Here is a 20,611-nt window from a genome sequence, read left to right as displayed (position 1 = left end):
GCGACAACCTGTCCGAGGGCACGGTCGGGGCGCGGATCGAAGTGGCCGAATCCGCCGCCGCGCCGGCAGCGGCTCCGGCTCCCGCAGCCGCGCCGGCCAAGGCCGCTGCGGCGGCCGCCCCGGCCCCCCCGGCCCCGGCCACCCAGAGCGCCCCCGCCGCTGCGCCGGCCGCTGCCGGTGGTGGCCCGGTGGAAGCGCTGGTGCCCGACATCGGCGACTACACCGACATCCCGGTCATCGAAGTGCTGGTTGCCGTAGGCGACACGGTCAAGAAGGACCAGGGCCTGGTAACCCTCGAGTCGGACAAGGCCACGATGGAAGTGCCGTCGTCGGTCGCCGGCGTGGTCAAGGAAATCAAGGTCAAGGTCGGCGACACCCTGTCGCAGGGCAAGGTGGTTGCCATCATCGAGGCCGAGGGCGCTGCTGCGCCGGCCCCGACCCAGGCCGCCGCGGCGGCTGCCCCGGCCGCTGCTGAAACCGGCACCAAGGTGGAACCGGTCGCCGTGCCGGCCCAGCCGGACAAGCTGGCGGCGCGCGAGATCGCCAGCGCCCCCTCGGCCGGCGCGCCGAGCAGCCCGCCGGTACAGTTCAACGCCGACAGCGTGCTGCCGTCCAAGGTGCCGTACGCCACCCCGGCGGTGCGCGTGTTCGCCCGCGAGCTGGGCGTGGACCTCAACCGGCTGACCGGCACCGAGAAGGGTGGCCGCATCACCAAGGCCGACGTGCAGAAGTTCGTCAAGTCGGCGCTGACCGGCGGTGCTGCCGCAAGTGCGGGTGGCCCGGTCGCTGCCGGCGGCGGGCTCAATCTGCTGCCCTGGCCGAAGGTCGATTTCAGCAAGTTCGGCGAAGTCGAGACCCAGCCGCTGTCGCGCATCAAGAAGATTTCCGGTGCCAACCTGGCGCGCAACTGGGCCATGATCCCGCACGTCACCCAGTTCGAGCAGGCCGACATCACCGACCTGGAAGGCCTGCGCGTGGCGCTGAACAAGGAAAACGAGAAGGCCGGCATCAAGCTGACCATGCTCGCCTTCCTGATCAAGGCCAGCGCCGCGGCGCTGAAGCAGTTCCCGGAATTCAACGCATCGCTGGATGCGGCCGGTGAAAACCTGACCCTGAAGAAGTACTTCAACATCGGGTTCGCCGCCGATACGCCGAACGGCCTGGTCGTTCCGGTGATCCGCGACGTGGACAAGAAGGGCGTGGTGCAGATCGCGCAGGAAACCGGCGAGCTGGCCAAAAAGGCGCGCGACGGCAAGCTGGGCCCGGCCGACATGAGCGGCGGCTGCTTCTCGATCAGCTCGCTGGGTGGCATCGGTGGCACCGCGTTCACCCCGATCGTCAACGCGCCTGAAGTGGCCATCCTCGGTGTGTCCAAGTCCTCGATCCAGCCGGTCTGGAACGGCAAGGAATTCGCCCCGAAGCTGATGCTGCCGCTGTCGCTGAGCTACGACCACCGTGTGATCGACGGCGCGCTGGCCGCCCGTTTCACCACGTACCTGTCGCAGGTGCTGGCCGACATGCGGCGCGTGCTGCTGTGAGGCAGCGCCCGGCGGTCATTGCGGTTCTGTTGGCCGCGTTGGTCGTTGCGCCCGGCGCGTCTGCGGCGTGCACCACCGCGCTCGGGCACGGCTGGCCGCCGGCCGTGGGCAACTACGGCACCGCCGTGGAGACCCTGTTCGAAGGCAAGGCCACGCCGGCGCTGTCGCTGGTGGTCCTGCCCACCGGCGGGGTGGAAAGCGGCGTGGCGCTGCTGCCCGGTACCCAGGACGGGGAATGGACGCTGCGCTACAGCAAGGCCGACAAGCGCGTGTACAACTGGAACAACAGTGCCCGCAGCGGTGGTCTTGAGCTGCGCGTGGACCAGGAACCGGACCAGTACCAGGTGTCCATCCCGGCCGAGCTGGCGCAGCGCCTCGTGCGCAGCTGGCGCGCCGCCCTCGATTCGGCCGTGCCGGGCGAGCGCAAGGCGCCGGTGGGTGATGGCGAGGTGCTGTCCTTCCAGGTGGACGGCGAGCGCTACAGCGGTCCGCGCTGGGAGTGCGGGGCCGGCAAGCTGATGATGAAACAGGTGGCGCTGCTGATCGAAGCCAGCGACACCAAGGAAAAGAAGCTCGACCGTCGCTGGAAGGATCTGGACGAGTCGCTCGACGAACTGCAGCAACTGCTCGGCGGCACTGCCAGCTGAGCACCAGGAGAACACGAATGGCCGCTATTGAAATCAAGGTTCCCGACATCGGCGATTACAGCGGTGTCCCGGTGATCGAACTGCTGGTCGCCGTGGGTGACACGGTGAAGAAGGACCAGGGTCTGGTCACGCTGGAATCGGACAAGGCAACGCTGGAAGTGCCGTCCTCGGCAGCGGGCGTGGTCAAGGAAATCAAGGTCAAGCTCGGCGACACCCTCTCCGAAGGCGACGTCGTGCTGCTGCTGGAGGCCGAAGGTGAGGCCGCCGCGCCGGCCGCGCCGGCCAAGGCAGAGGCGCCCAAGGTCGATGTTCCGGCCAGCAAGCCGCCGGTGACTCCGTCGCATCGCGCCCCGGCCGAGCCGGCGGCGCCGCAGCCGGCGCTGTCGACGGGCAAGCCGGCCGACATCGAGTGCGCCATGGTGGTATTGGGCGCGGGCCCGGGCGGTTACACCGCCGCGTTCCGCTCGGCCGACCTGGGCGTGGACACGGTGCTGATCGAACGCTACGCCAGCCTCGGCGGCGTGTGCCTCAACGTGGGCTGCATCCCGTCCAAGGCGCTGCTGCATGCGGCCGCGGTGATCGACGAAGTCGCGCATGCCGGTGATTTCGGCGTGGAATTCGGCGCGCCGAAGATCACCCTGGACAAGCTGCGCGGCTACAAGGAAAAGGTGGTCACCCAGCTGACCAAGGGCCTGGCCGGCATGGCCAAGCAGCGCAAGGTGCGCACGGTGCAGGGCGTGGCCACGTTCGTTTCGGCCAATGAGCTGGAGATCGTCGGCGACGACGGCAAGACCCAGCTGCTGCGGTTCCAGCAGTGCATCATCGCGGCCGGTTCGCAGGCGGTGAAGCTGCCGAACTTCCCGTGGGACGACAAGCGCGTGATGGATTCCACCGACGCGCTGGAGCTGGCCGACATCCCCGGCTCGCTGCTGGTGGTGGGCGGCGGCATCATCGGCCTGGAAATGGCCACGGTGTACGCGGCACTGGGCAGCAAGGTCACCGTGGTCGAGTTCATGGACCAGCTGATGCCGGGCGCCGACAAGGATCTGGTCAAGCCGCTGGCGGACCGCCTGAAGAAGCAGGGCGTCGAGGTCCACCTGAAGACCAAGGCGTCCGGCGTGAGCGCGGACAAGAAGGGCATCACGGTGACCTTCGAAGCCGCCGCCGAAGGCGAGAAGCCTGGCCTGGAGCAGGGCACCTTCGACCGCGTGCTGGTGGCCGTGGGCCGTTCGCCGAACGGCAAGAAGATCGGTGCCGAAAAGGCCGGCGTGGGCGTCACCGAGCGTGGCTTCATTCCGGTGGACCGGCAGATGCGCACCAACGTGCCGCACATCTTCGCCATCGGCGACATCGTCGGCAACCCGATGCTGGCCCACAAGGCCACGCACGAAGGCAAGCTGGCGGCGGAAGTGGCGTCGGGTGAGAAGAAGGAGTGGGTGGCGCGGGTGATTCCGTCGGTGGCCTACACCAACCCGGAAATCGCTTGGGTCGGCGTGACCGAGACCGAAGCCAAGGCGCAGGGCCTGAAGGTCGGCGTGGCCAAGTTCCCGTGGGCCGCGAGCGGCCGTGCGATCGGCATCGGTCGTACCGAAGGCTTCACCAAGCTGATCTTCGACGAAGAAACCCACCGCATCATCGGCGGCGCGATCGTCGGCGTGCACGCGGGTGACCTGCTGGCCGAGATCGGCCTGGCGATCGAGATGGGCGCGGAAGCCGAGGACATCGGCCACACCATCCACGCCCACCCGACGCTCAGCGAATCGGTGGCGATGGCCGCGGAGATCTACGACGGCACCATCACCGATCTGTACATGCCGAAAAAAAAATGACGGTAGGTCACGACCGTTGGTCGTGACACCGATTCAAACAAAAAACCCGGCGAACGCCGGGTTTTTCGTGCGGTAAAACACGCCCAACGGGCGCTGGATCAGAACGAAACGCTGATGCCTGCCACCGGGCCCTTGAACTCCTGCTTCAGGCCGATGGTGCCATCGCTGCCGGTCTGGTCCACGTCCAGCTTGAACCAGTCGTAGCCGGCGAAGAGGCCGAAGTTCTCGGTGAGCTTGTAATCCACGATCACGTTGGCGCGGGTCAGGTCGCCGTCGTAGTCGTCGAAGTTGCCCCACTTGGTGTTGAGGTACTGGCCCTGCGCGGTGATCATCCACTTCTCGGACGGGGTGATGGTGAAGCGTGCACCCACCACCGGCGCGACGCCGTCGGCCTTCTCGTCCAGGAAGGTGCCTTCATACACGGTGCCCAGGTCGGCGTAGGCCTTGGTGCTCACCTTGGCGTATTCCGCACCCAGCTGCAGGCCCAGGTCGAACTTCTCGGTGTCCACCACGGAGTAGTCGTACACCAGGCTGGCCACCTGGTACTTCAGCTCGCCCTTGACGAAGCTGCCGGCCGGCACGGTTTCGCCGCCGAAGCTGATGCCGTCATTGAGCGTCTCGCGGCGGTCCTTGTCGTACTTGAAGTAGTTGAACAGCAGGCGCTGGCGGTCGCTGATCCGGAACAGGCCGTCAATGCGCGGCTCCCACTCCTTGCCGCCCAGGCCGAAATCCTCGGAGAAGCCCACATCCTGGCCCAGCACCGTGGTGTTGCCGCGGATGGTGTTGTCCGAGTCGATGTTCATGGCGCCCAGGCGCAGCGCGAAGCGGTCGTCGCCTTCGGCGGCGCTCGCGGACATGGCGTGGGTGAGGGAGGCCATGGCCAGCGGCAGGGCGAGCAGGGAAAGCAGGCGCATCGTTCTATCCTTGGAGGGATTCAGTGAAGTGGAATCACTTTGACGAGCGCGGCGTCCACCATTCGTGAACGTATGGTGCAGGGGGTGTGTACCGTTCATCGGGCGAAAGTGCCCGTTCGGTTCCCCTGGTGGCCGGTATGCGGCGCAATTGCGTTGCCGGGCGGACCAGTGCGGGTCTCTCGGCGAGGGCGCAGGCCAGCCCAAAAAAAGGCGGCCCCGGAGAGAGAGCTTCGGGGCCACCCGGTACCGGCCTGCTTCAGGGGCGTCGACGAGGATCGAATTGGCAGGCCCGATGCTATGACCGGGCCCCACGACCAAAGTTCAATATGGTGCGATGCGACATGAATTGGGGCCCGCGCGGCGGGGCTCGATCGGCCGCAAGGGCCAAAATCTTTGGCGATGCAGCAACTTGCGTCATCCGGGATGAACAGGCAGCGGTTGTCTCGCAAATTGTCCCGTTGCTATAATTCGGGGGCTCGACGAGGCAATAGTGTTTGCGGCCTCGGCCATTCTCTCCATTAACATGCAGGACATTCGTGTGCTGAACTCCGTTGAAGCGGGTCGGCGACTGATGCTGCGCGCCGCGGTCTACCCGCTGGTCGCAGTGGCTGTCCTGGCCTTGGTCCTCCTGCTGATGGCAGGCCCGAAGGCCGCCCTCGGGGCGCTGGCCTCGGGCGTCGCGGTCACGGCAGGGGGCTGGTTCGTGGCGCGGATGGGGCTGGACGGACGCGTGCGCCCGGCCGGTTCAGCCTTGTTGAGGCTGGTCCTCGGCATGGCGGCAAAGCTGGCACTGCTTATTGTTGTGCTGGTGGTGAGCATCCTGGTCTTCAAGCTGCCTGGTCTGGCGCTGCTGGCAGGAATCATCATAGGACTGACCTTCCAGGCCTTGGCTCTGGCCAGGCACTGATCCACATTCATTTTTAACTCTAAGGTTCCGGACACATGGCAGGCGAGGCGCTTACACCCACCTCCTACATCCAACATCACCTGCACAACCTGACCTTCCATATGCAGGAAGGCGGTTTCTGGGCGATCCATGTCGACACCATTGTGACTTCGGTCGCCATGGGTTTGTTGATGGTGTTTGGCTTCTGGCTGGCCACCCGCAAGGCCACCGCCGGCGTGCCGGGCAAGTGGCAGGCGTTCGTGGAGATCTGCCTGGAGTTCGTTGACCGCCAGGCCAAGGACACCTATCACGGCACCAGCAAGCTGGTGACCCCGATCGCGATCACGATCTTCTTCTGGATCCTCCTGATGAACCTCATCAAGATGATCCCGGCCGATTTCATCGCCCTGCCGCTCGAAGCGCTGGGCGTGCCGTACTGGAAGCCGGTGCCGACCGCCGACGTCAATGCCACCCTGGGCATGTCGATCAGCGTGTTCTTCCTGATGCTGTTCTTCGCACTTCGCGCCAAGGGCCTGGGTGGGTTCACCAAGGAATTCCTGACCGCGCCGTTCGGCAAGTGGATGATGCCGTTCAACCTGATCCTCAACATCGTCGAGTGGCTCAGCAAGCCGATCTCGCTGGCGATGCGACTGTTCGGCAACATGTTCGGCGGCGAAATCGTCTTCCTGCTGATCTGGGTGCTGGGCAGCGCGGGTATTGCCGGCGCCATCGCAGGCGGTGCATTCGGCCTGGGCTGGATGCTGTTCCATCTGCTGGTGATTCCGCTGCAGGCCTTCATCTTCATGATGTTGTCCATCGTGTACCTGAGCCTGTCGGAAGACGCTCACTGAGTTTTCGCTTCACCCTTCATCCGTTTGTTTCTAAACCCTTAGCTATTCAAAGTTCCAGGAGAAAACCATGTACCTCGCCGTCCTGACCAACCTCGCCCAAGTCCAGAGCTCCACCGTCCTCGCCGTCGGCATCATGATCGGCCTGGCCGCGCTCGGTGCCGGTCTTGGTCTGGCCATCATGTCCGGTAAGTTCCTGGAATCGGCTGCCCGCCAGCCGGAACTGATTCCGGTCCTGCAGGTCCGCATGTTCATCACCGCCGGCCTGATCGACGCCGCGTTCATCATCTCGGTCGCCGTCGGCCTGCTGCTGGCCTTCGCCAACCCGACCATCGGCGAGTTCGTTGCACGTCTGCCGGCCGTTGCTGGCTGATCCAGCAACAGCGAAACGATCAGGCGCCCCGTGCGCCTGATCGCGGATGAAGGATCGGATGCGCCGCCACGGCGGCCCATCCACCCCGTCACCCCCGATTGAGCGAACCCCATGGATATCGGCTTTACCCTCGTTGCCCAGGCACTGGCTTTTGCCGGTCTGATCTGGATCATCGCGACCAAGATCTGGCCGCCGCTGATGAATGCCATCGAAGAGCGCCAGCAGAAGATCGCTGAAGGCCTCGCCGCTGCCGACCGCAGCCAGAAGGATCTGGCCCAGGCGCAGGAAAAGGTCAACGAAGCACTGAAGGACGCGCGCACCAAGGCCAACGAGATCATCGATCAGGCCCATGCCCGCGCCAACCAGATCGTTGATGCTGCCAAGAATGAAGCCATCGTCGAAGCGAACCGCCAGAAAGACCTGGCCCACGCCGAGATCGAGGCTGCCGCCAACCGTGCCCGTGAAGATCTGCGCAAGCAGGTGTCCGCGCTGGCCGTGAGCGGTGCCGAAAAGCTGCTCAAGCGCGAAATCGACGCCAACGCCCACAAGGCGCTGCTCGACGAGCTGGCATCGGAGATCTGATCGATGAGCCAGGCCCTCACGCTTGCACGCCCGTATGCCCGCGCCGCGTTCGCGACCGCGCGCGACGAAGGCACGTTCGCGCCGTGGTCGGACGCGCTTGCGTTCTCCGCCCACGTAGCCGCCGATCCGCGCGTGTCGGCCCTGCTGTCGAACCCGGAGCTGGGCCGTGACGATGCCGTCGCGCTGCTGGCCCCGGAAACGGCGGGCGAGTCGTTCGGTCGCTTCCTGGCCATCCTGGCCGAAGCGCACCGTCTGCCGCTGCTGCCGGAAATCGCAGGCATGTACGACCAGCTTCGCGCCGAAGCCGAACACGTGGTGAAAGCCACGGTGACCTCGGCCGCCGAGCTGTCTTCCGCTGAGCTGGACGCCATCAAGGCCGCGCTGCGCAAGCGCTTCGGCCAAGAAGTCGACGTCACCACCGCCATCGATGCGTCGCTGATCGGCGGTGCGGTGATCGATGCTGGCGACGTGGTGATCGATGGCTCGCTCAAGGGCAAGCTGTCGCGCCTGCAGACCGCGCTCGCTAACTGAATTCATTTAACGTCCGGCCTAACCGCCGGCACTAGGACTTGACGATGGCAACCACGCTCAACCCCTCCGAAATCAGCGAACTGATCAAGAACCGCATCGAGAAGGTCAAGCTGGCCGCGGAATCGCGCAACGAAGGCACCGTGACCAGCGTGTCCGACGGCATCGTGCGCATCTTCGGTCTGGCCGACGTGATGCAGGGCGAAATGATCGAACTGCCGAACAACACCTTCGCCCTGGCCCTGAACCTGGAGCGCGACTCGGTCGGCGCCGTGGTCCTGGGTGACTACCAGCAGCTGCGCGAAGGTGATGTCGCCAAGACCACCGGCCGCATCCTGGAAGTGCCGGTCGGTCCGGAAATGCTGGGCCGCGTGGTCAACGCGCTCGGCGAGCCGATCGACGGCAAGGGCCCGATCGCCGCACAGGCCACCGCGCCGGTGGAGCGCGTTGCCCCGGGCGTGATCTGGCGCAAGTCGGTCGACCAGCCGGTGCAGACCGGTTACAAGTCGGTCGACTCCATGATCCCGATCGGCCGCGGCCAGCGCGAGCTGGTCATCGGTGACCGCCAGACCGGCAAGACCGCCCTGGCCATCGATGCGGTGATCAACCAGAAGAGCACCGGCATCAAGTGCGTGTACGTCGCGATCGGCCAGAAGGCCTCGACCGTGGCCAACATCGTGCGCAAGCTGGAAGAGAACGGCGCCCTGGCCCACACCGTGGTGGTTGCTGCGACCGCGTCCGAATCGGCCGCGATGCAGTACATCAGCGCCTACTCGGGCTGCACCATGGGTGAGTACTTCATGGACCGCGGCGAAGACGCCCTGATCGTGTACGACGATCTGTCCAAGCAGGCCGTTGCCTACCGCCAGATCTCGCTGCTGCTGAAGCGTCCGCCGGGCCGTGAAGCCTACCCGGGTGACGTGTTCTACCTGCACTCCCGCCTGCTCGAGCGCGCAGCCCGCGTCTCGGAAGAGTATGTGGAGAAGTTCACCAACGGTGCCGTCAAGGGCAAGACCGGCTCGCTCACCGCGCTGCCGATCATCGAAACCCAGGCCGGTGACGTCTCGGCATTCGTGCCGACCAACGTGATCTCGATCACCGACGGCCAGATCTTCCTGGAAACCGATCTGTTCAACTCGGGCATCCGCCCGGCCGTGAACGCCGGTATCTCGGTGTCGCGCGTCGGTGGTGCGGCCCAGACCAAGATCATCAAGAAGCTGTCGGGCGGCATCCGCATCTCGCTGGCCCAGTACCGTGAGCTGGCCGCGTTCGCGCAGTTCGCTTCCGACCTGGACGAAGCCACCCGCAAGCAGCTCGAGCGCGGTCAGCGCGTCACCGAGCTGATGAAGCAGAAGCAGTACGCGCCGATGTCGATCGCCAACCAGGCGCTGACCATCTACGCCGTCAACGAGGGTTACCTCGACGACGTGCCGGTCAGCAAGCTGCTGGCGCTGGAAGAGGGCCTGCACGCCCACTTCGCCAACACCCAGGGCGAGCTGATCAACAAGATCAACGCCACCGGCGGTTGGGACAACGACATCGAAGCTGCCTTCAAGCAGGGCATCGCCGAGTTCAAGACCACCGGCAGCTGGTAAGGCGCATGTGCGGCGGGGCCTGGCCCCGTCACACCGTTGAATGCAGCGGGGCAGCGCCCCGCTCTACGGGAATCAAAGATGGCTAGCGGACGCGAAATCAAAACCAAGATCAAGAGCGTGCAGAACACCCGCAAGGTGACCCGCGCGCTTGAAATGGTCTCGGCCTCCAAAATCCGCAAGGCGCAGGAGCGGATGAAGACGTCGCGTCCGTATGCGCAGGCGATGAAGCAGGTGATCGGTCACCTGGCCCAGGCCAGCACCGATTACCAGCATCCGTTCCTGGTCCAGCGTGACGAGGTCAAGCGTGTCGGATACATCGTGATCTCCTCCGATCGCGGTCTGGCCGGCGGCCTGAACAACAACCTGTTCCGCAAGATGCTGGGCGAAGTCCGCCAGTACCAGGAAAAGGGTGCCGAGATCGATGTGGTGACGGTGGGCCAGAAGGCCTCCACCTTCTTCCGCCGGGTCAAGGTCAACATGGTCGGCAGCGTCACCCACATGGGCGATGTTCCGCACCTGGAACAGCTGATCGGCGTGATCAAGGTGATGCTGGATGCGTTCACCGAAGGCAAGGTCGACCGCGTGTACCTGGTCTACAACCGCTTCATCAACACGATGACGCAGAAGGCCAGCTTCGACCAGCTGCTGCCGTTGCCGGCGGCCGAGAAGCAGGTCGCGCACCACGACTGGGACTACCTGTACGAACCCGACGCCGCGACCGTGCTCGAGCACGTGATGACGCGTTACGTCGAGTCGCTGGTGTACCAGGCGGTTCTGGAAAACGTTGCCTCCGAACATGCGGCACGCATGGTGGCGATGAAGTCGGCCAGCGACAACGCGAACAAGCTGATCGGAACCCTGCAGCTCGTCTACAACAAGGCGCGCCAGGCAGCGATCACCCAGGAAATTTCGGAAATCGTCGGCGGCGCGGCAGCAGTCTGACCGCGTTCGTTCAAAGCACACATTTAGAGGATGCAGCAATGAGTCAGGGCAAGATCGTTCAGATCATCGGCGCCGTCGTCGACGTCGAGTTCCCGCGTGAATCGGTGCCGAAGGTGTACCACGCGCTCAAGGTGGACAACACCGAAATCACGCTCGAAGTGCAGCAGCAGCTCGGTGACGGCGTGGTCCGCTGCATCGCGCTGGGCTCCACCGACGGCCTGAAGCGCAACCTGGTTGCCACCAACACCGAACGCGCCATCTCGGTGCCGGTCGGTGCAGGCACCCTGGGCCGCATCATGGACGTGCTGGGCCGTCCGATCGACGAAGCCGGTCCGGTGACCGCCAGCGACACGTGGGAAATCCACCGTGGCGCCCCGTCGTACGAAGACCAGTCCCCGGCCACCGAGCTGCTGGAAACCGGCATCAAGGTCATCGACCTGATGTGCCCGTTCGCCAAGGGCGGCAAGGTCGGCCTGTTCGGCGGCGCCGGCGTCGGCAAGACCGTCAACATGATGGAACTGATCAACAACATCGCCAAGGCGCACAGCGGTCTGTCCGTGTTCGCCGGCGTGGGTGAGCGTACCCGTGAGGGCAACGACTTCTACCACGAGATGAAGGACTCCAACGTCCTGGACAAGGTCGCGATGGTGTACGGCCAGATGAACGAGCCGCCGGGCAACCGCCTGCGCGTCGCGCTGACCGGCCTGACCATGGCCGAGTACTTCCGCGACGAGAAGGACGAAAACGGCAAGGGCAAGGACGTGCTGCTGTTCGTCGACAACATCTACCGCTACACCCTGGCCGGTACCGAAGTGTCGGCACTGCTGGGTCGCATGCCGTCCGCGGTGGGCTACCAGCCGACCCTGGCCGAGGAAATGGGCGTCCTGCAGGAGCGCATCACCTCGACCAAGAATGGCTCGATCACCTCGATCCAGGCCGTCTACGTGCCGGCCGATGACTTGACCGACCCCTCGCCGGCGACCACCTTCGCCCACCTGGATTCGACCGTGACCCTGTCGCGTTCGATCGCCTCGCTGGGTATCTACCCGGCCGTGGATCCGCTGGATTCGACCAGCCGCCAGATGGACCCGCTGGTCATCGGCCACGAGCATTACGACACCGCACAGCGCGTCCAGCAGACCCTGCAGAAGTACAAGGAACTGAAGGACATCATCGCCATCCTGGGCATGGACGAACTGTCCGAAGAAGACAAGCAGGCCGTGACCCGCGCCCGCAAGATCGAGCGCTTCTTCAGCCAGCCGTTCCACGTGGCCGAAGTGTTCACCGGCTCGCCGGGCAAGTACGTGTCGCTGAAGGACACCATCCGTGGCTTCAAGGCCATCGTCGATGGCGAGTACGACCACCTGCCGGAGCAGGCGTTCTACATGGTCGGCAGCATCGAAGAAGCGGTCGAGAAGGCCAAGAAGATGGCTGAGAAGGCCTGATCATGAGCACCATCCGTTGCGACATCGTCAGCGCCGAGCAGGAAATCTTCCGTGGTGAAGCGACTCTGGTCGTGGCCACGGGTGAGCTTGGCGAACTGGGCATCGCGCCCAAGCATGCCCCGCTGATCACCCGGCTCAAGCCGGGCAAGGTGGTGGTCACCCTGCAGACGGGCGAGCAGCTGGACTTCGCCATCTCCGGCGGCATCCTCGAGGTGCAGCCGCAGGTCGTGACCGTGCTGGCCGACACCGCCATCCGCGCGCAGGACATCGACGAAGCCTCGGTCCGCAAGGCCAAGGAAGAAGCCGAGCGCATCCTGGCCAACCGCGGTGAGGCAATGGAAGTGGCCGAGGCACAGCAGAAGCTGGCCGAGGCCGTGGTGCAGCTGCAGGCGCTGGAGCGCCTGCGCAAGACCCTCAAGCACTGAGTTCCAGCGCTACGCTGCATACGACAACGCCGGCTTCTGCCGGCGTTGTTGTTTTCGCGCCCTGGAAAGGCGGCACATTGACGGCAGGCGTTCTAGAATCGCAGCCAACACCGCCGATCACGCTACCGCCCCATGACCCAAGCCCTGCACGTCATCATCCTCGCCGCCGGCGCTGGCAAGCGCATGAAGTCGGTCCTGCCCAAAGTGCTGCAGCCGATTGCCGGCCGCCCGATGCTGGCGCACGTGATCGACACCGCACGCCAGCTTCGGCCTGATGCCATCCACGTGGTGTACGGCCATGGTGGCGAAGCGGTGCGTGCCGCCTTCGCCGATCAGCCGGACCTGCAATGGGCCGAACAGCGCGAGCAGCTCGGCACCGGCCATGCCGTGCAGCAGGCGATGCCGCAGGTGCCCGACGCCGCCACCGTGCTGGTGCTGTATGGCGACGTGCCGCTGATCCGGGTGGATACCCTGCAGCACCTGCTGTCGCAGTCCGGCCGGCTGGCGGTGCTGGTGGCCGACATGGCCAACCCGACCGGCTACGGCCGCATCGTGCGCAATGCCGAAGGCAAGGTGGCCGCCATCGTCGAGCAGAAGGATGCCAACGAGGAACAGCTGGCCATCCGCACCATCAACACCGGCATCATCACCGCCGACTCCACCGCGCTGCGCACCTGGCTGTCGCAGCTGTCCAACAGCAACGCGCAGGGCGAGTACTACCTCACCGACGTGTTCGCCTCGGCGGCGGCGGATTACACCCCGGCCGACATGGCCTTCGTCGCCGACGCGCAGGAGGCCGAGGGCGCCAACGACCCGTGGCAGCTCTCGCAGCTGGAACGTGCCTGGCAGCTGCGCGAGGTACGCGCGCTATGCACGCAGGGCGCGCGCGTGATCGATCCGGCGCGGCTGGATATCCGCGGCACCGTCACGGTGGGCCGTGACGTGCAGATTGATGTCAACGTGATCCTGGAAGGCACCGTGGTGCTGGGCGACGGCGTCAGCATCGGGCCGTTCACCCGGCTCAAGGACGTCACCCTGGCCGCCGGCACCGTGGTCAAGCCGCATTGCGACCTGGAAGGCGTGGTGAGCGAGGGTGCGGCCGATATCGGCCCGTTCGCGCGCCTGCGTCCGGGCACCGTGCTGGCCGAAGGCACGCACGTGGGCAACTTCGTCGAGACCAAGAAGGTGCACCTGGGCGCCGGCAGCAAGGCCAATCACCTCACCTACCTGGGTGACGCGGTGATCGGCAGCAAGGTCAACATCGGCGCGGGCACCATCACCTGCAACTACGACGGCGTGAACAAGTCGCAGACCACCATCGGCGACAACGCCTTCATCGGCTCCAACAGCTCGCTGGTGGCGCCGGTGACGATCGGGCAGGGCGCCACCATCGCGGCCGGTTCGGTCATCACCCGCAATGCGCCCGAGGGCAAGCTCACGGTGGCGCGTGGCCGCCAGGAAACCATCGACGGCTGGAAGCGTCCGGTGAAACGATAACGTGTGACGACCAACGGTCGTCACCTACCATGGTGGGAACCCCGCACCATCGGTAGGTACCCACCGTTGGTGGGTACACATCACACCGGCAGGAAAATCGACACGCACAGCCCGCCTTCGCGGCGGTTCTGCAGTGATACGCGGCCGCCATGTGCCTCGACGATCTCGCGGGTCAGCGCCAGGCCCAACCCGGTGCCGTTGCGCTTGGTCGAATAGAACGGCATCAGCGCGTTCTGCAGCACGGCTTCGTTCATGCCCTTGCCGCGGTCCAGCACCTCCACCCGCAGCCACTGTGGCAGGCGGGTGAGGCGCAGCTCGACGTCATCGTTGGGCGGGTCGGCCTCCGAGCACGCCTCGTGCGCGTTCTTCAGCAGGTTCAGCAGCGCCTGGCCGAGCTGGGCGATGTCCACGCGGCCGTACAGGTCCTCGGGAATGTCGGCCATGCGGAAGGGAATCTGCAGCTGCAGGCCGGTCAGGAACTGCCGCCACTGCACGTTCTGCAGCTGCGGCTGCGGCAGCTTGGCGAAGCGCGCATAGCCGCGGATGAAGCCCTCCAGGTGGCGCGCGCGCTCCTCGATGGTGGCGAAGACTTCTTCGAGGCGTTCGGTCTTGCCGCGCCGGACCAGCTCGCCACCGGAATGCGCCAGCGAGGCGATCGGCGCCAGCGAGTTGTTCAGTTCATGGCTGATCACCCGGATCACCTTCTTCCAGGTCTGCACTTCCTGGCGGCGCAGCTCGGCGGTCAGCAGGCGGATCAGCAGCAGGTCGTGCGGCCGTCCATTGAGATGGAAGTTGCGCCGCGACAGGTGGTAGACCTGTTCGTCATCTTCATCGGCCTCCTCATCGGCGTCACCCGGCCCGCGTACCGCGAACAGGCTGTCGCCGCCGCGCTCGATGGCATCGCGCAGCTCCACCGGCATGGTCTCCAGCACGTTCTGCATGCTCTGGCCTTCCAGCTTCCAGCCGTTGTGCAGCAGCTTGCGTGCGGCCAGGTTGGAGAACATCACGCGCTGGATGCCGTCGCCGCCATTGGCCAGCAGCAGCATCGACACCGGCGTGTTCTGCACCATCGTGTCCAGCAGCAGCTCGCGCTGTACCAGGCCTTGGCGCTGCTCGCGCAGCACGTCGCCGAGTTCGCGGTGCGCCTGCACCAGGTCGCCCAGCTCGTCGTTGCCCGGCCAGTACACGCTGAAGTTGTACTCGCCATCGCGGTAGCTGCTGGTGGTGCCGGCCAGCGCGCGCAGCAGTGAACGTACCGGCGCCGTGGCGCGGCGCAGGGTCCACCACATCAACAGCAGCAGGGCCACGCTGGATACCAGCGTCACCCCCCAGCCATGGTCCAGCCAGAACGCCAGCATCCACGGCCCGGCCGCAGCCAGTGCCAGCACCGGCAGCAGGCGCACGAACAGGCGGAAGGTGAACGAGGTGCGCTTCATTCGCGCGGGATGCCGTAACGGTCCATGCGGCGGTACAGCGCCTGCCGGCTCAACCCCAGTTCCGCCGCCGCCTGGGCAATGATGCCGTGGCTGTGCGACAGCGCCGATTCGATGCGGCTGCGGTCCGGGTCGACCACGGGCGCTGCGGCACGCGGCGCGGAGGCGCGCGGCAGGTTGAGGTCGGCGACCTCGATACGAGGCCCCTGTGCGAGCAGCCCGGCGCGCTGGATCACATTGCGCAGCTCACGCACGTTGCCCGGCCACGCGTGGCGTTGCAGCGCAGTGGCGGCGGCGTTGGACAGCGGCTTGCCGTCGCCGAGGAAGCGTTCGGCCAGCGGCAGGATGTCGCCCGGGCGCTCGGCCAGCGGCGGCAACGCCAGCTCAACGGTGTTGAGGCGGTAATACAGGTCTTCGCGGAAGTGGCCATCGCGGATCATCGCCGGCAGGTCGGCGTTGGTCGCGCTGATCACGCGCACCCGGACCTGGCGCTCGCGGTTGGAACCAAGCCGCTCGAACCGGCCGGTCTCCAGCACCCGCAGCAGCTTCATCTGGCCGCCCAGCGAAAGATTGCCGATCTCATCCAGGAACAGCGTGCCCCCGTCGGCGGCCTCGAACTTGCCTTCGCGCGCCTTGTTGGCCCCGGTGTAGGCGCCGGCCTCGCTGCCGAACAGTTCTGCCTCGATCAGTTCCGACGGAATCGCGCCGCAGTTGAGCGCCACGAACGGACCCTTGGCGACCAGTGAATTGGCCTGGATGATCTCGGCGATCTTTTCCTTGCCGGCGCCGTTGGGGCCGGTGATCAACACCGGCAGTTCCGAGCGGGCGACCTGGCACGCCAGGTTGACCACGCGCTCGCTGGCCGGATCGGCCACCACCGCGCCGCGCAGGTCGTAACGCGCCTCCAGCGTGGTGCGGTCGCGCTGTTCGCGTGCACGGCGGCGGTCGAGTTCGCGGCGGGCCTCGGACAACTCCAGCAGGTTGTTGACCGTGGTCAGCAGCTTGCGGTCGTCCCAGGGCTTGGCGAGGTAATCGGCGGCGCCGGCCTTGACCAGGTCCACCGCGCTGCTGAGGTGGGTCCAGGCCGTGAGCAGGATCACCGGCAGGTCCGGGTGACGTGCGCGGATCTGCTGGAACAGCGCTTCGCCCTCTTCGCCGGAGGTGGTGTCTTCGGTGAAATTCATGTCCTGGATGACCAGGTCCACCGGCTGCTGTTCCAGCATGGCCAGGCCGGCGTCGGGCGACAGCGCGTGCACGGCCTCGATATCGTGCAGCGAGAACAGTACTTCCAGCGCGGTGGCCACGCTGGCGTTGTCGTCAATGATCAGGATCGAAGGCATGCGGCAACGGGAGACCGGAGGGTAGGCAGAGAGTACCCGAGCGCCGGGCCCACCGGCAGGGTGGGCCCGGAAGTCGGCTTACGGGCGGTCCGGCGGAGACGGCGGGGCGGGCGGGGCGGGCGGTGGCGGCGGTTGTACCGCGCGCCAGGCAGCGGTGGGCGCACTGACCACCTGGTCGCGGCCGGCGCGGCGCACGGTGACGGGCACGCTGGCCTCGTCGCTGGCTGACAGTGCGTCGGTCAGCTCGCCGACCTTGTGCACCGGCTTGCCATCCACGCGCAGCACCTGGTCGCCGGCCTGCACGCCGAAGCGGCTGGCCGGCGAGGCGGCCGTGATGTTGACGGTGCCCTGTGCGGACTCGATGGTCAGCCGCGCGCCGTCCTGGCGCCAGTCCATGCGTGAGGATTCGGTGCGGGTGCCTTCCGCGCAGGCCGTGGTACTGACCAGCAGCAGGGCCGCCAGCGCGAGACGGGTCGAGGTCTTCATCGTCATGTCATGCACTCCGGGTGGCGACGGCGGGCGGTACCGCGGCCGCGCGATGGGCGGGGCCGAACACCGCGACCTGCCCCAGCAGCCACAGCAGCACCGCGCCGATGGGCAGGTAGCTGATCGGCATGCGCGGCAGCTCGTAGGCCCCCATCAGCCACAGGTTGATGGAGTACGCCAGCAGCATGCCCAGCACGATGCCCACGGTGGCCAGCAGGAAGTTCTCGGTCTGGAAGTAGCGCAGGATCTGGCCGCGGGTGGCGCCCAGCGCACGGCGGATGCCGATCTGCTTGGTACGCTGCTGCACCCAGAAGCTGGCCAGGCCGACGATGCCCAGCGCGGTCACCACCAGCAACGCCACGCACACGGTGATGAGCAGGCCGACCATCGCCCGGTCGTTCTGGAAGTACTTGGTGCGCTGCTCCTCGTAGGTGAGCTTGGCACGCACCATGCGACTGCTGTCCACCTTCTCCAGTGCCGACACGGCGGCGGTGAGCACTTCCTGGCGGCGCGCCGCGTCGGTCACGCGGATCAGGTACGTGCCCAGATCATAGTTGACCCGCACCGGCAGGATCATCGAATAGCCGGTGTCGGACTCCACCGTCACCGGGCGCGCCAGTTCCTTCACCACACCCACGATGCGCAGCGGCATGCGCCCGCTGTAGATCGTCTTGCCGATGGCCTGGCCATCCGGGAACAGCTTGGTGGCGGCCTTGCTGCTCAGGATCACCGCCGAGCCGCGCTTCTCGATGTCCGCGTCCTTCTCCACGTCTTCCAGGTTGGCGAACTCGTCGCCCTCGAAGTCGCGGCCGGCCACCAGCTGCAGGCCCATGGTATCCAGCGTGCCTTCCATGGCGAAAAACTGCGCGGCGTTGAAGTTGGGGCGTTCCTGGTCGGGGATCAGCGACAAGCTGGTGTTCCAGGAGTTGCGGCGGAACGGCAGCTGGTTGATCGCCACCGCATTCTTGACCCCGGGGATGGAACGCAGGGCGGCCAGGTCCTCACGGGTGCGTGCGGTGGCGTTGACCTGCTTGCCGATGCCGCCCAGGCGCACTTCCAGTAGCTCCTGTTCGGCAATGCCGCTGGGCTGGTTGATCTTCTCCAGGCGCTGGCCGATCAGGAACAGCGCGTTGCAGACGATCGCGCAGGTGAGCGCGATCTCCAGCACGATGAGGGCGGCGGCGGTCTTGTGCCGGCGCAGCGTGGTCAGGATGGGACGGATATCCATGATGTGCTCCGGATCCTTACTGCGATTTGAGTTGGATGGCGGGCGTGACCTGCATGGCGCGCAGCGCCGGCAGGAAACCGGCCAACAGGCTGGCGGCCAGGGTCAGGCCGAAGGTGAGCAGCAGCATCTTGCCGTCCAGCGTGGCCAGCTTGGCGTAGTCCACCGGCTGCTGGCGCACGGCATACAGGCCGAGCAGCGCCAGCCCGAGGCCGAGCACGCCGCCGGCCAGGCCGACGGTGCCGGCTTCCACCAGCGACTGCAGGAAGATCTGCCCACGGCTGGCACCCAGTGCACGGCGCACGCCGATCTCGCCGCTACGGCGCAGGAACTTGGCCAGCAACAGACCCACGGTGTTGATCAGGCACACCGCCAGGAAGCCCAGTGCCAGCCACAACTGCAGACGTACGTCGCTGGGAACCACCTGCTTGAAGTCCAGCCACTCCATCACGTTGCGCAGGCGAACGTTCGACGGACGCTGGAAGCGACCGGCCGCCTTCTGCTGCGCCGAGTAGTTTTCCAGGTACGCGCGGTAGTCACCGGCATCGGCCGGGGAGGCCAATTCCACCCAGTACTGCATCCACACGCACGGCGCGTTGAGCGCGGTCTCTTCGCCGTTGGCGTTGTCCCAGCAGTTCATGTTGCCGTTGCGGCCGAACTTCAGGTCCAGCGCGGTGAACACCGGCACGAAGATGTCTTCGCTGTCGCCGTAGCGGCCGGTTTCCAGGTCGTAGAAGTGCGGGTTGGGATTCCATGCATCCAGCACACCCACGATGTTGAAGGTGTACCCATCCATGCGCAGCGGCTTGCCCACGCTGTTCTGCCCGTTGAACAACTTCTCGTTCAGTGCCTTGGAGATCACCGCCACGCGGCCGCGACCTTCGTCCTGGTCGGCCTTCCAGCCCTGGCCGTACTTGAACGGCGCATCGAACATGGTGAAGAAATCGGTGGACGTGTAGCGCGCATCCGTGTCGAACGGGCGCAGCGTGCTGCCGTCCGGTTCCACGGTGACGCCGCCGCCGGTCATCAGCACCTGGTGCCTGGCCTTCTTCTCACGCAGCAGCGTTTCGCCGTCGAAGCGGGTGACCTGCTCTTCGGGCTCTTCGCTGGGCTGGTAGCCGATCATCGGGCGCGGGTCGACCTGAACGTTGAACAGGCGGTCGCTCTTCTGCGGGATCGGATCGCCGGAGAGCACGTGGAACACGGTCAGGGTGGTCATGGAGGCACCGATGCCCAGCGCGATGGCGATCACCATCAGCGCGGTCAGCACCTTGTTGCGCCGGAAACTGCGCAGGGCCAGTCGGAAATAGTAGGCGAGCATGGCGGCGGGCCTCAGTCGTTGAGCGTGGCGACGGCGGCGCGCGGCGTGGCCAGCACCGGTTCGCGCACCAGGTCGGTGGCCTGGCCATCGACGATGTGCACGTTGCGCTGGGCGCGTGCGGCCAGTTCCGGGTCATGGGTGACCATGACGATGGTGGTGCCGGCAGCGTTGATCTCCTCCAGCAGCTCCATCACCCCGCGGGCCATCTGGCTGTCCAGGTTGCCGGTCGGTTCGTCGGCCAGCAGCAGGCGGGGGCTGCCGGCCAGTGCACGCGCGATGGCCGCACGCTGTTGCTGGCCACCCGACAGTTCGGACGGGTAATGCTTCATGCGCGAGCCCAGGCCGACCTGGCCCAGCGCACGTTCGATGCGCTGCTTGCGCTCGCTGGCCGGCATGCCGCGATAGCGCAGCGGCACGTCGACGTTGTCGAACAGGTTGAGGTCGGAGATCAGGTTGAAGCCCTGGAAGATGAAGCCGATCTTCTGGTTGCGCAGGCGGCTGCGGGCGTCGTCGCCCAGCTTGCTCACGTCCTGCCCGTCGAGCAGGTAGGTACCGCTGGTGAAGGTTTCCAGCAGGCCGGCGATATTGAGGAAGGTGGTCTTGCCCGAACCGGACGGGCCGGTCACCGCAACGAATTCACCCTCGCGGACATGCAGGTCCAGCGAACGCAGGGCATGGGTTTCCACCTGTTCGGTGCGGAATACTTTGGCGACCGAGCGCATCTCGAGCATGGCTGTTTCCTTGGTTGGCGTAGTGA

The 20,611-nt window shown here is 66.0% G+C and carries 20 protein-coding genes; 13 read left to right on the top strand and 7 right to left on the bottom strand.

The window, feature by feature from the left end; translation table 11 throughout:
• The 3 genes from aceF to lpdA all read left to right on the top strand — a co-directional run.
• Positions 1–1,538, top strand: a 1,538-nt coding sequence (gene aceF / locus ACREPD_RS11535) for a dihydrolipoyllysine-residue acetyltransferase (protein WP_431599462.1), incomplete at its 5' end; no start/stop codon positions are given.
• A gap of 26 nt (positions 1,539–1,564) precedes the next feature.
• Positions 1,565–2,185, top strand: coding sequence for a hypothetical protein (locus ACREPD_RS11530; RefSeq protein WP_431599464.1), 621 nt, complete (start codon positions 1,565–1,567; stop codon positions 2,183–2,185).
• Between the two features lie 17 nt (positions 2,186–2,202).
• Complete coding sequence (gene lpdA / locus ACREPD_RS11525) at positions 2,203–4,014, top strand: dihydrolipoyl dehydrogenase (protein WP_431599461.1); 1,812 nt, start codon at positions 2,203–2,205, stop codon at positions 4,012–4,014.
• Positions 4,015–4,112: 98 nt separating this feature from the next.
• On the opposite strand, the gene ACREPD_RS11520 is transcribed toward lpdA, so the two are convergent.
• The gene (locus ACREPD_RS11520) at positions 4,113–4,928 is read right to left on the bottom strand and encodes a hypothetical protein (RefSeq protein ID WP_431599460.1); all 816 of its coding nucleotides are present in this window, start codon (positions 4,926–4,928) and stop codon (positions 4,113–4,115) included.
• A 538-nt stretch (positions 4,929–5,466) separates the two neighbouring features.
• Between ACREPD_RS11520 and ACREPD_RS11515 the strand changes: the two genes are divergently transcribed.
• The 10 genes from ACREPD_RS11515 (at position 5,467) to glmU (ending at position 14,049) form a co-directional block, all read left to right on the top strand.
• Positions 5,467–5,835 carry an ATP synthase subunit I gene (locus ACREPD_RS11515; RefSeq protein WP_421569780.1) on the top strand — a complete coding sequence of 123 codons (369 nt, stop codon included), beginning with the start codon at positions 5,467–5,469 and terminating at the stop codon, positions 5,833–5,835.
• Between the two features lie 35 nt (positions 5,836–5,870).
• Positions 5,871–6,665: a F0F1 ATP synthase subunit A gene (atpB, locus tag ACREPD_RS11510; RefSeq protein ID WP_431599459.1), complete on the top strand. Its 795-nt coding sequence runs from the start codon at positions 5,871–5,873 to the stop codon at positions 6,663–6,665.
• Between the two features lie 67 nt (positions 6,666–6,732).
• On the top strand, positions 6,733–7,035 hold the full coding sequence (gene atpE, locus ACREPD_RS11505; protein WP_038686092.1) for a F0F1 ATP synthase subunit C: 303 nt from the start codon (positions 6,733–6,735) through the stop codon (positions 7,033–7,035).
• A gap of 111 nt (positions 7,036–7,146) precedes the next feature.
• The gene (locus ACREPD_RS11500; RefSeq protein ID WP_431599458.1) at positions 7,147–7,617 is read left to right on the top strand and encodes a F0F1 ATP synthase subunit B; all 471 of its coding nucleotides are present in this window, start codon (positions 7,147–7,149) and stop codon (positions 7,615–7,617) included.
• A 3-nt stretch (positions 7,618–7,620) separates the two neighbouring features.
• Positions 7,621–8,148 (top strand): F0F1 ATP synthase subunit delta, encoded by a 528-nt coding sequence (locus tag ACREPD_RS11495; protein ID WP_421569706.1) that lies wholly within the window; start codon positions 7,621–7,623, stop codon positions 8,146–8,148.
• Positions 8,149–8,192: 44 nt separating this feature from the next.
• Positions 8,193–9,740: a F0F1 ATP synthase subunit alpha gene (gene atpA / locus ACREPD_RS11490; RefSeq protein ID WP_421569705.1), complete on the top strand. Its 1,548-nt coding sequence runs from the start codon at positions 8,193–8,195 to the stop codon at positions 9,738–9,740.
• 78 nt (positions 9,741–9,818) lie between these two features.
• Positions 9,819–10,682, top strand: coding sequence for a F0F1 ATP synthase subunit gamma (atpG, locus tag ACREPD_RS11485; RefSeq protein WP_123730109.1), 864 nt, complete (start codon positions 9,819–9,821; stop codon positions 10,680–10,682).
• A gap of 38 nt (positions 10,683–10,720) precedes the next feature.
• Entirely contained in the window at positions 10,721–12,127 is a 1,407-nt protein-coding gene (gene atpD, locus ACREPD_RS11480; protein WP_313348054.1) for a F0F1 ATP synthase subunit beta, read from the top strand.
• Positions 12,128–12,129: 2 nt separating this feature from the next.
• Complete coding sequence (locus tag ACREPD_RS11475; protein ID WP_313348055.1) at positions 12,130–12,552, top strand: F0F1 ATP synthase subunit epsilon; 423 nt, start codon at positions 12,130–12,132, stop codon at positions 12,550–12,552.
• Positions 12,553–12,684: 132 nt separating this feature from the next.
• On the top strand, positions 12,685–14,049 hold the full coding sequence (gene glmU, locus ACREPD_RS11470) for a bifunctional UDP-N-acetylglucosamine diphosphorylase/glucosamine-1-phosphate N-acetyltransferase GlmU (protein ID WP_431599457.1): 1,365 nt from the start codon (positions 12,685–12,687) through the stop codon (positions 14,047–14,049).
• Positions 14,050–14,129: 80 nt separating this feature from the next.
• Here the strand turns inward: glmU and ACREPD_RS11465 are convergent, their stop codons facing one another.
• The 6 genes from ACREPD_RS11465 to ACREPD_RS11440 all read right to left on the bottom strand — a co-directional run bounded on the left by ACREPD_RS11465 (position 14,130) and on the right by ACREPD_RS11440 (position 20,585).
• Positions 14,130–15,485 carry a sensor histidine kinase gene (locus tag ACREPD_RS11465; RefSeq protein WP_431599456.1) on the bottom strand — a complete coding sequence of 452 codons (1,356 nt, stop codon included), beginning with the start codon at positions 15,483–15,485 and terminating at the stop codon, positions 14,130–14,132.
• Positions 15,482–16,822 (bottom strand): sigma-54-dependent transcriptional regulator, encoded by a 1,341-nt coding sequence (locus tag ACREPD_RS11460; protein WP_431599455.1) that lies wholly within the window; start codon positions 16,820–16,822, stop codon positions 15,482–15,484. Before ACREPD_RS11460 ends, ACREPD_RS11465 begins: the two co-directional genes overlap by 4 nt.
• 78 nt (positions 16,823–16,900) lie before the next feature.
• A complete protein-coding gene (locus ACREPD_RS11455) occupies positions 16,901–17,314 on the bottom strand; it encodes a PDZ domain-containing protein (protein WP_431599454.1) in 414 nt (137 codons plus the stop codon).
• A 1-nt stretch (position 17,315) separates the two neighbouring features.
• The gene (locus ACREPD_RS11450) at positions 17,316–18,536 is read right to left on the bottom strand and encodes an ABC transporter permease (protein WP_431599453.1); all 1,221 of its coding nucleotides are present in this window, start codon (positions 18,534–18,536) and stop codon (positions 17,316–17,318) included.
• A gap of 16 nt (positions 18,537–18,552) precedes the next feature.
• Positions 18,553–19,854: an ABC transporter permease gene (locus tag ACREPD_RS11445; protein ID WP_431599452.1), complete on the bottom strand. Its 1,302-nt coding sequence runs from the start codon at positions 19,852–19,854 to the stop codon at positions 18,553–18,555.
• Positions 19,855–19,865: 11 nt separating this feature from the next.
• Positions 19,866–20,585: an ABC transporter ATP-binding protein gene (locus tag ACREPD_RS11440; RefSeq protein ID WP_421569697.1), complete on the bottom strand. Its 720-nt coding sequence runs from the start codon at positions 20,583–20,585 to the stop codon at positions 19,866–19,868.
• Positions 20,586–20,611: the final 26 nt, after the last annotated feature.

Source organism: Stenotrophomonas sp. (assembly GCF_050737075.1).
Classification (GTDB): domain Bacteria; phylum Pseudomonadota; class Gammaproteobacteria; order Xanthomonadales; family Xanthomonadaceae; genus Stenotrophomonas.
The sequence above is the reverse complement of the archived record's forward strand: the minus strand, read 5'-3'. Positions and strand labels throughout refer to the sequence as shown.

Coding starts and splice junctions, on each gene's coding strand:
- glmU (WP_431599457.1), top strand. CDS start 12,685: ATGACCCAAGCCCTGCACGTCATCATCCTCGCCGCCGGCGCTGGCAAG.
- ACREPD_RS11475 (WP_313348055.1), top strand. CDS start 12,130: ATGAGCACCATCCGTTGCGACATCGTCAGCGCCGAGCAGGAAATCTTC.
- ACREPD_RS11450 (WP_431599453.1), bottom strand. CDS start 18,536: ATGGATATCCGTCCCATCCTGACCACGCTGCGCCGGCACAAGACCGCC.
- ACREPD_RS11500 (WP_431599458.1), top strand. CDS start 7,147: ATGGATATCGGCTTTACCCTCGTTGCCCAGGCACTGGCTTTTGCCGGT.
- ACREPD_RS11520 (WP_431599460.1), bottom strand. CDS start 4,928: ATGCGCCTGCTTTCCCTGCTCGCCCTGCCGCTGGCCATGGCCTCCCTC.
- ACREPD_RS11460 (WP_431599455.1), bottom strand. CDS start 16,822: ATGCCTTCGATCCTGATCATTGACGACAACGCCAGCGTGGCCACCGCG.
- atpG (WP_123730109.1), top strand. CDS start 9,819: ATGGCTAGCGGACGCGAAATCAAAACCAAGATCAAGAGCGTGCAGAAC.
- ACREPD_RS11495 (WP_421569706.1), top strand. CDS start 7,621: ATGAGCCAGGCCCTCACGCTTGCACGCCCGTATGCCCGCGCCGCGTTC.
- ACREPD_RS11445 (WP_431599452.1), bottom strand. CDS start 19,854: ATGCTCGCCTACTATTTCCGACTGGCCCTGCGCAGTTTCCGGCGCAAC.
- ACREPD_RS11455 (WP_431599454.1), bottom strand. CDS start 17,314: ATGACGATGAAGACCTCGACCCGTCTCGCGCTGGCGGCCCTGCTGCTG.
- ACREPD_RS11465 (WP_431599456.1), bottom strand. CDS start 15,485: ATGAAGCGCACCTCGTTCACCTTCCGCCTGTTCGTGCGCCTGCTGCCG.
- atpB (WP_431599459.1), top strand. CDS start 5,871: ATGGCAGGCGAGGCGCTTACACCCACCTCCTACATCCAACATCACCTG.
- ACREPD_RS11440 (WP_421569697.1), bottom strand. CDS start 20,585: ATGCTCGAGATGCGCTCGGTCGCCAAAGTATTCCGCACCGAACAGGTG.
- atpE (WP_038686092.1), top strand. CDS start 6,733: ATGTACCTCGCCGTCCTGACCAACCTCGCCCAAGTCCAGAGCTCCACC.
- atpD (WP_313348054.1), top strand. CDS start 10,721: ATGAGTCAGGGCAAGATCGTTCAGATCATCGGCGCCGTCGTCGACGTC.
- lpdA (WP_431599461.1), top strand. CDS start 2,203: ATGGCCGCTATTGAAATCAAGGTTCCCGACATCGGCGATTACAGCGGT.
- atpA (WP_421569705.1), top strand. CDS start 8,193: ATGGCAACCACGCTCAACCCCTCCGAAATCAGCGAACTGATCAAGAAC.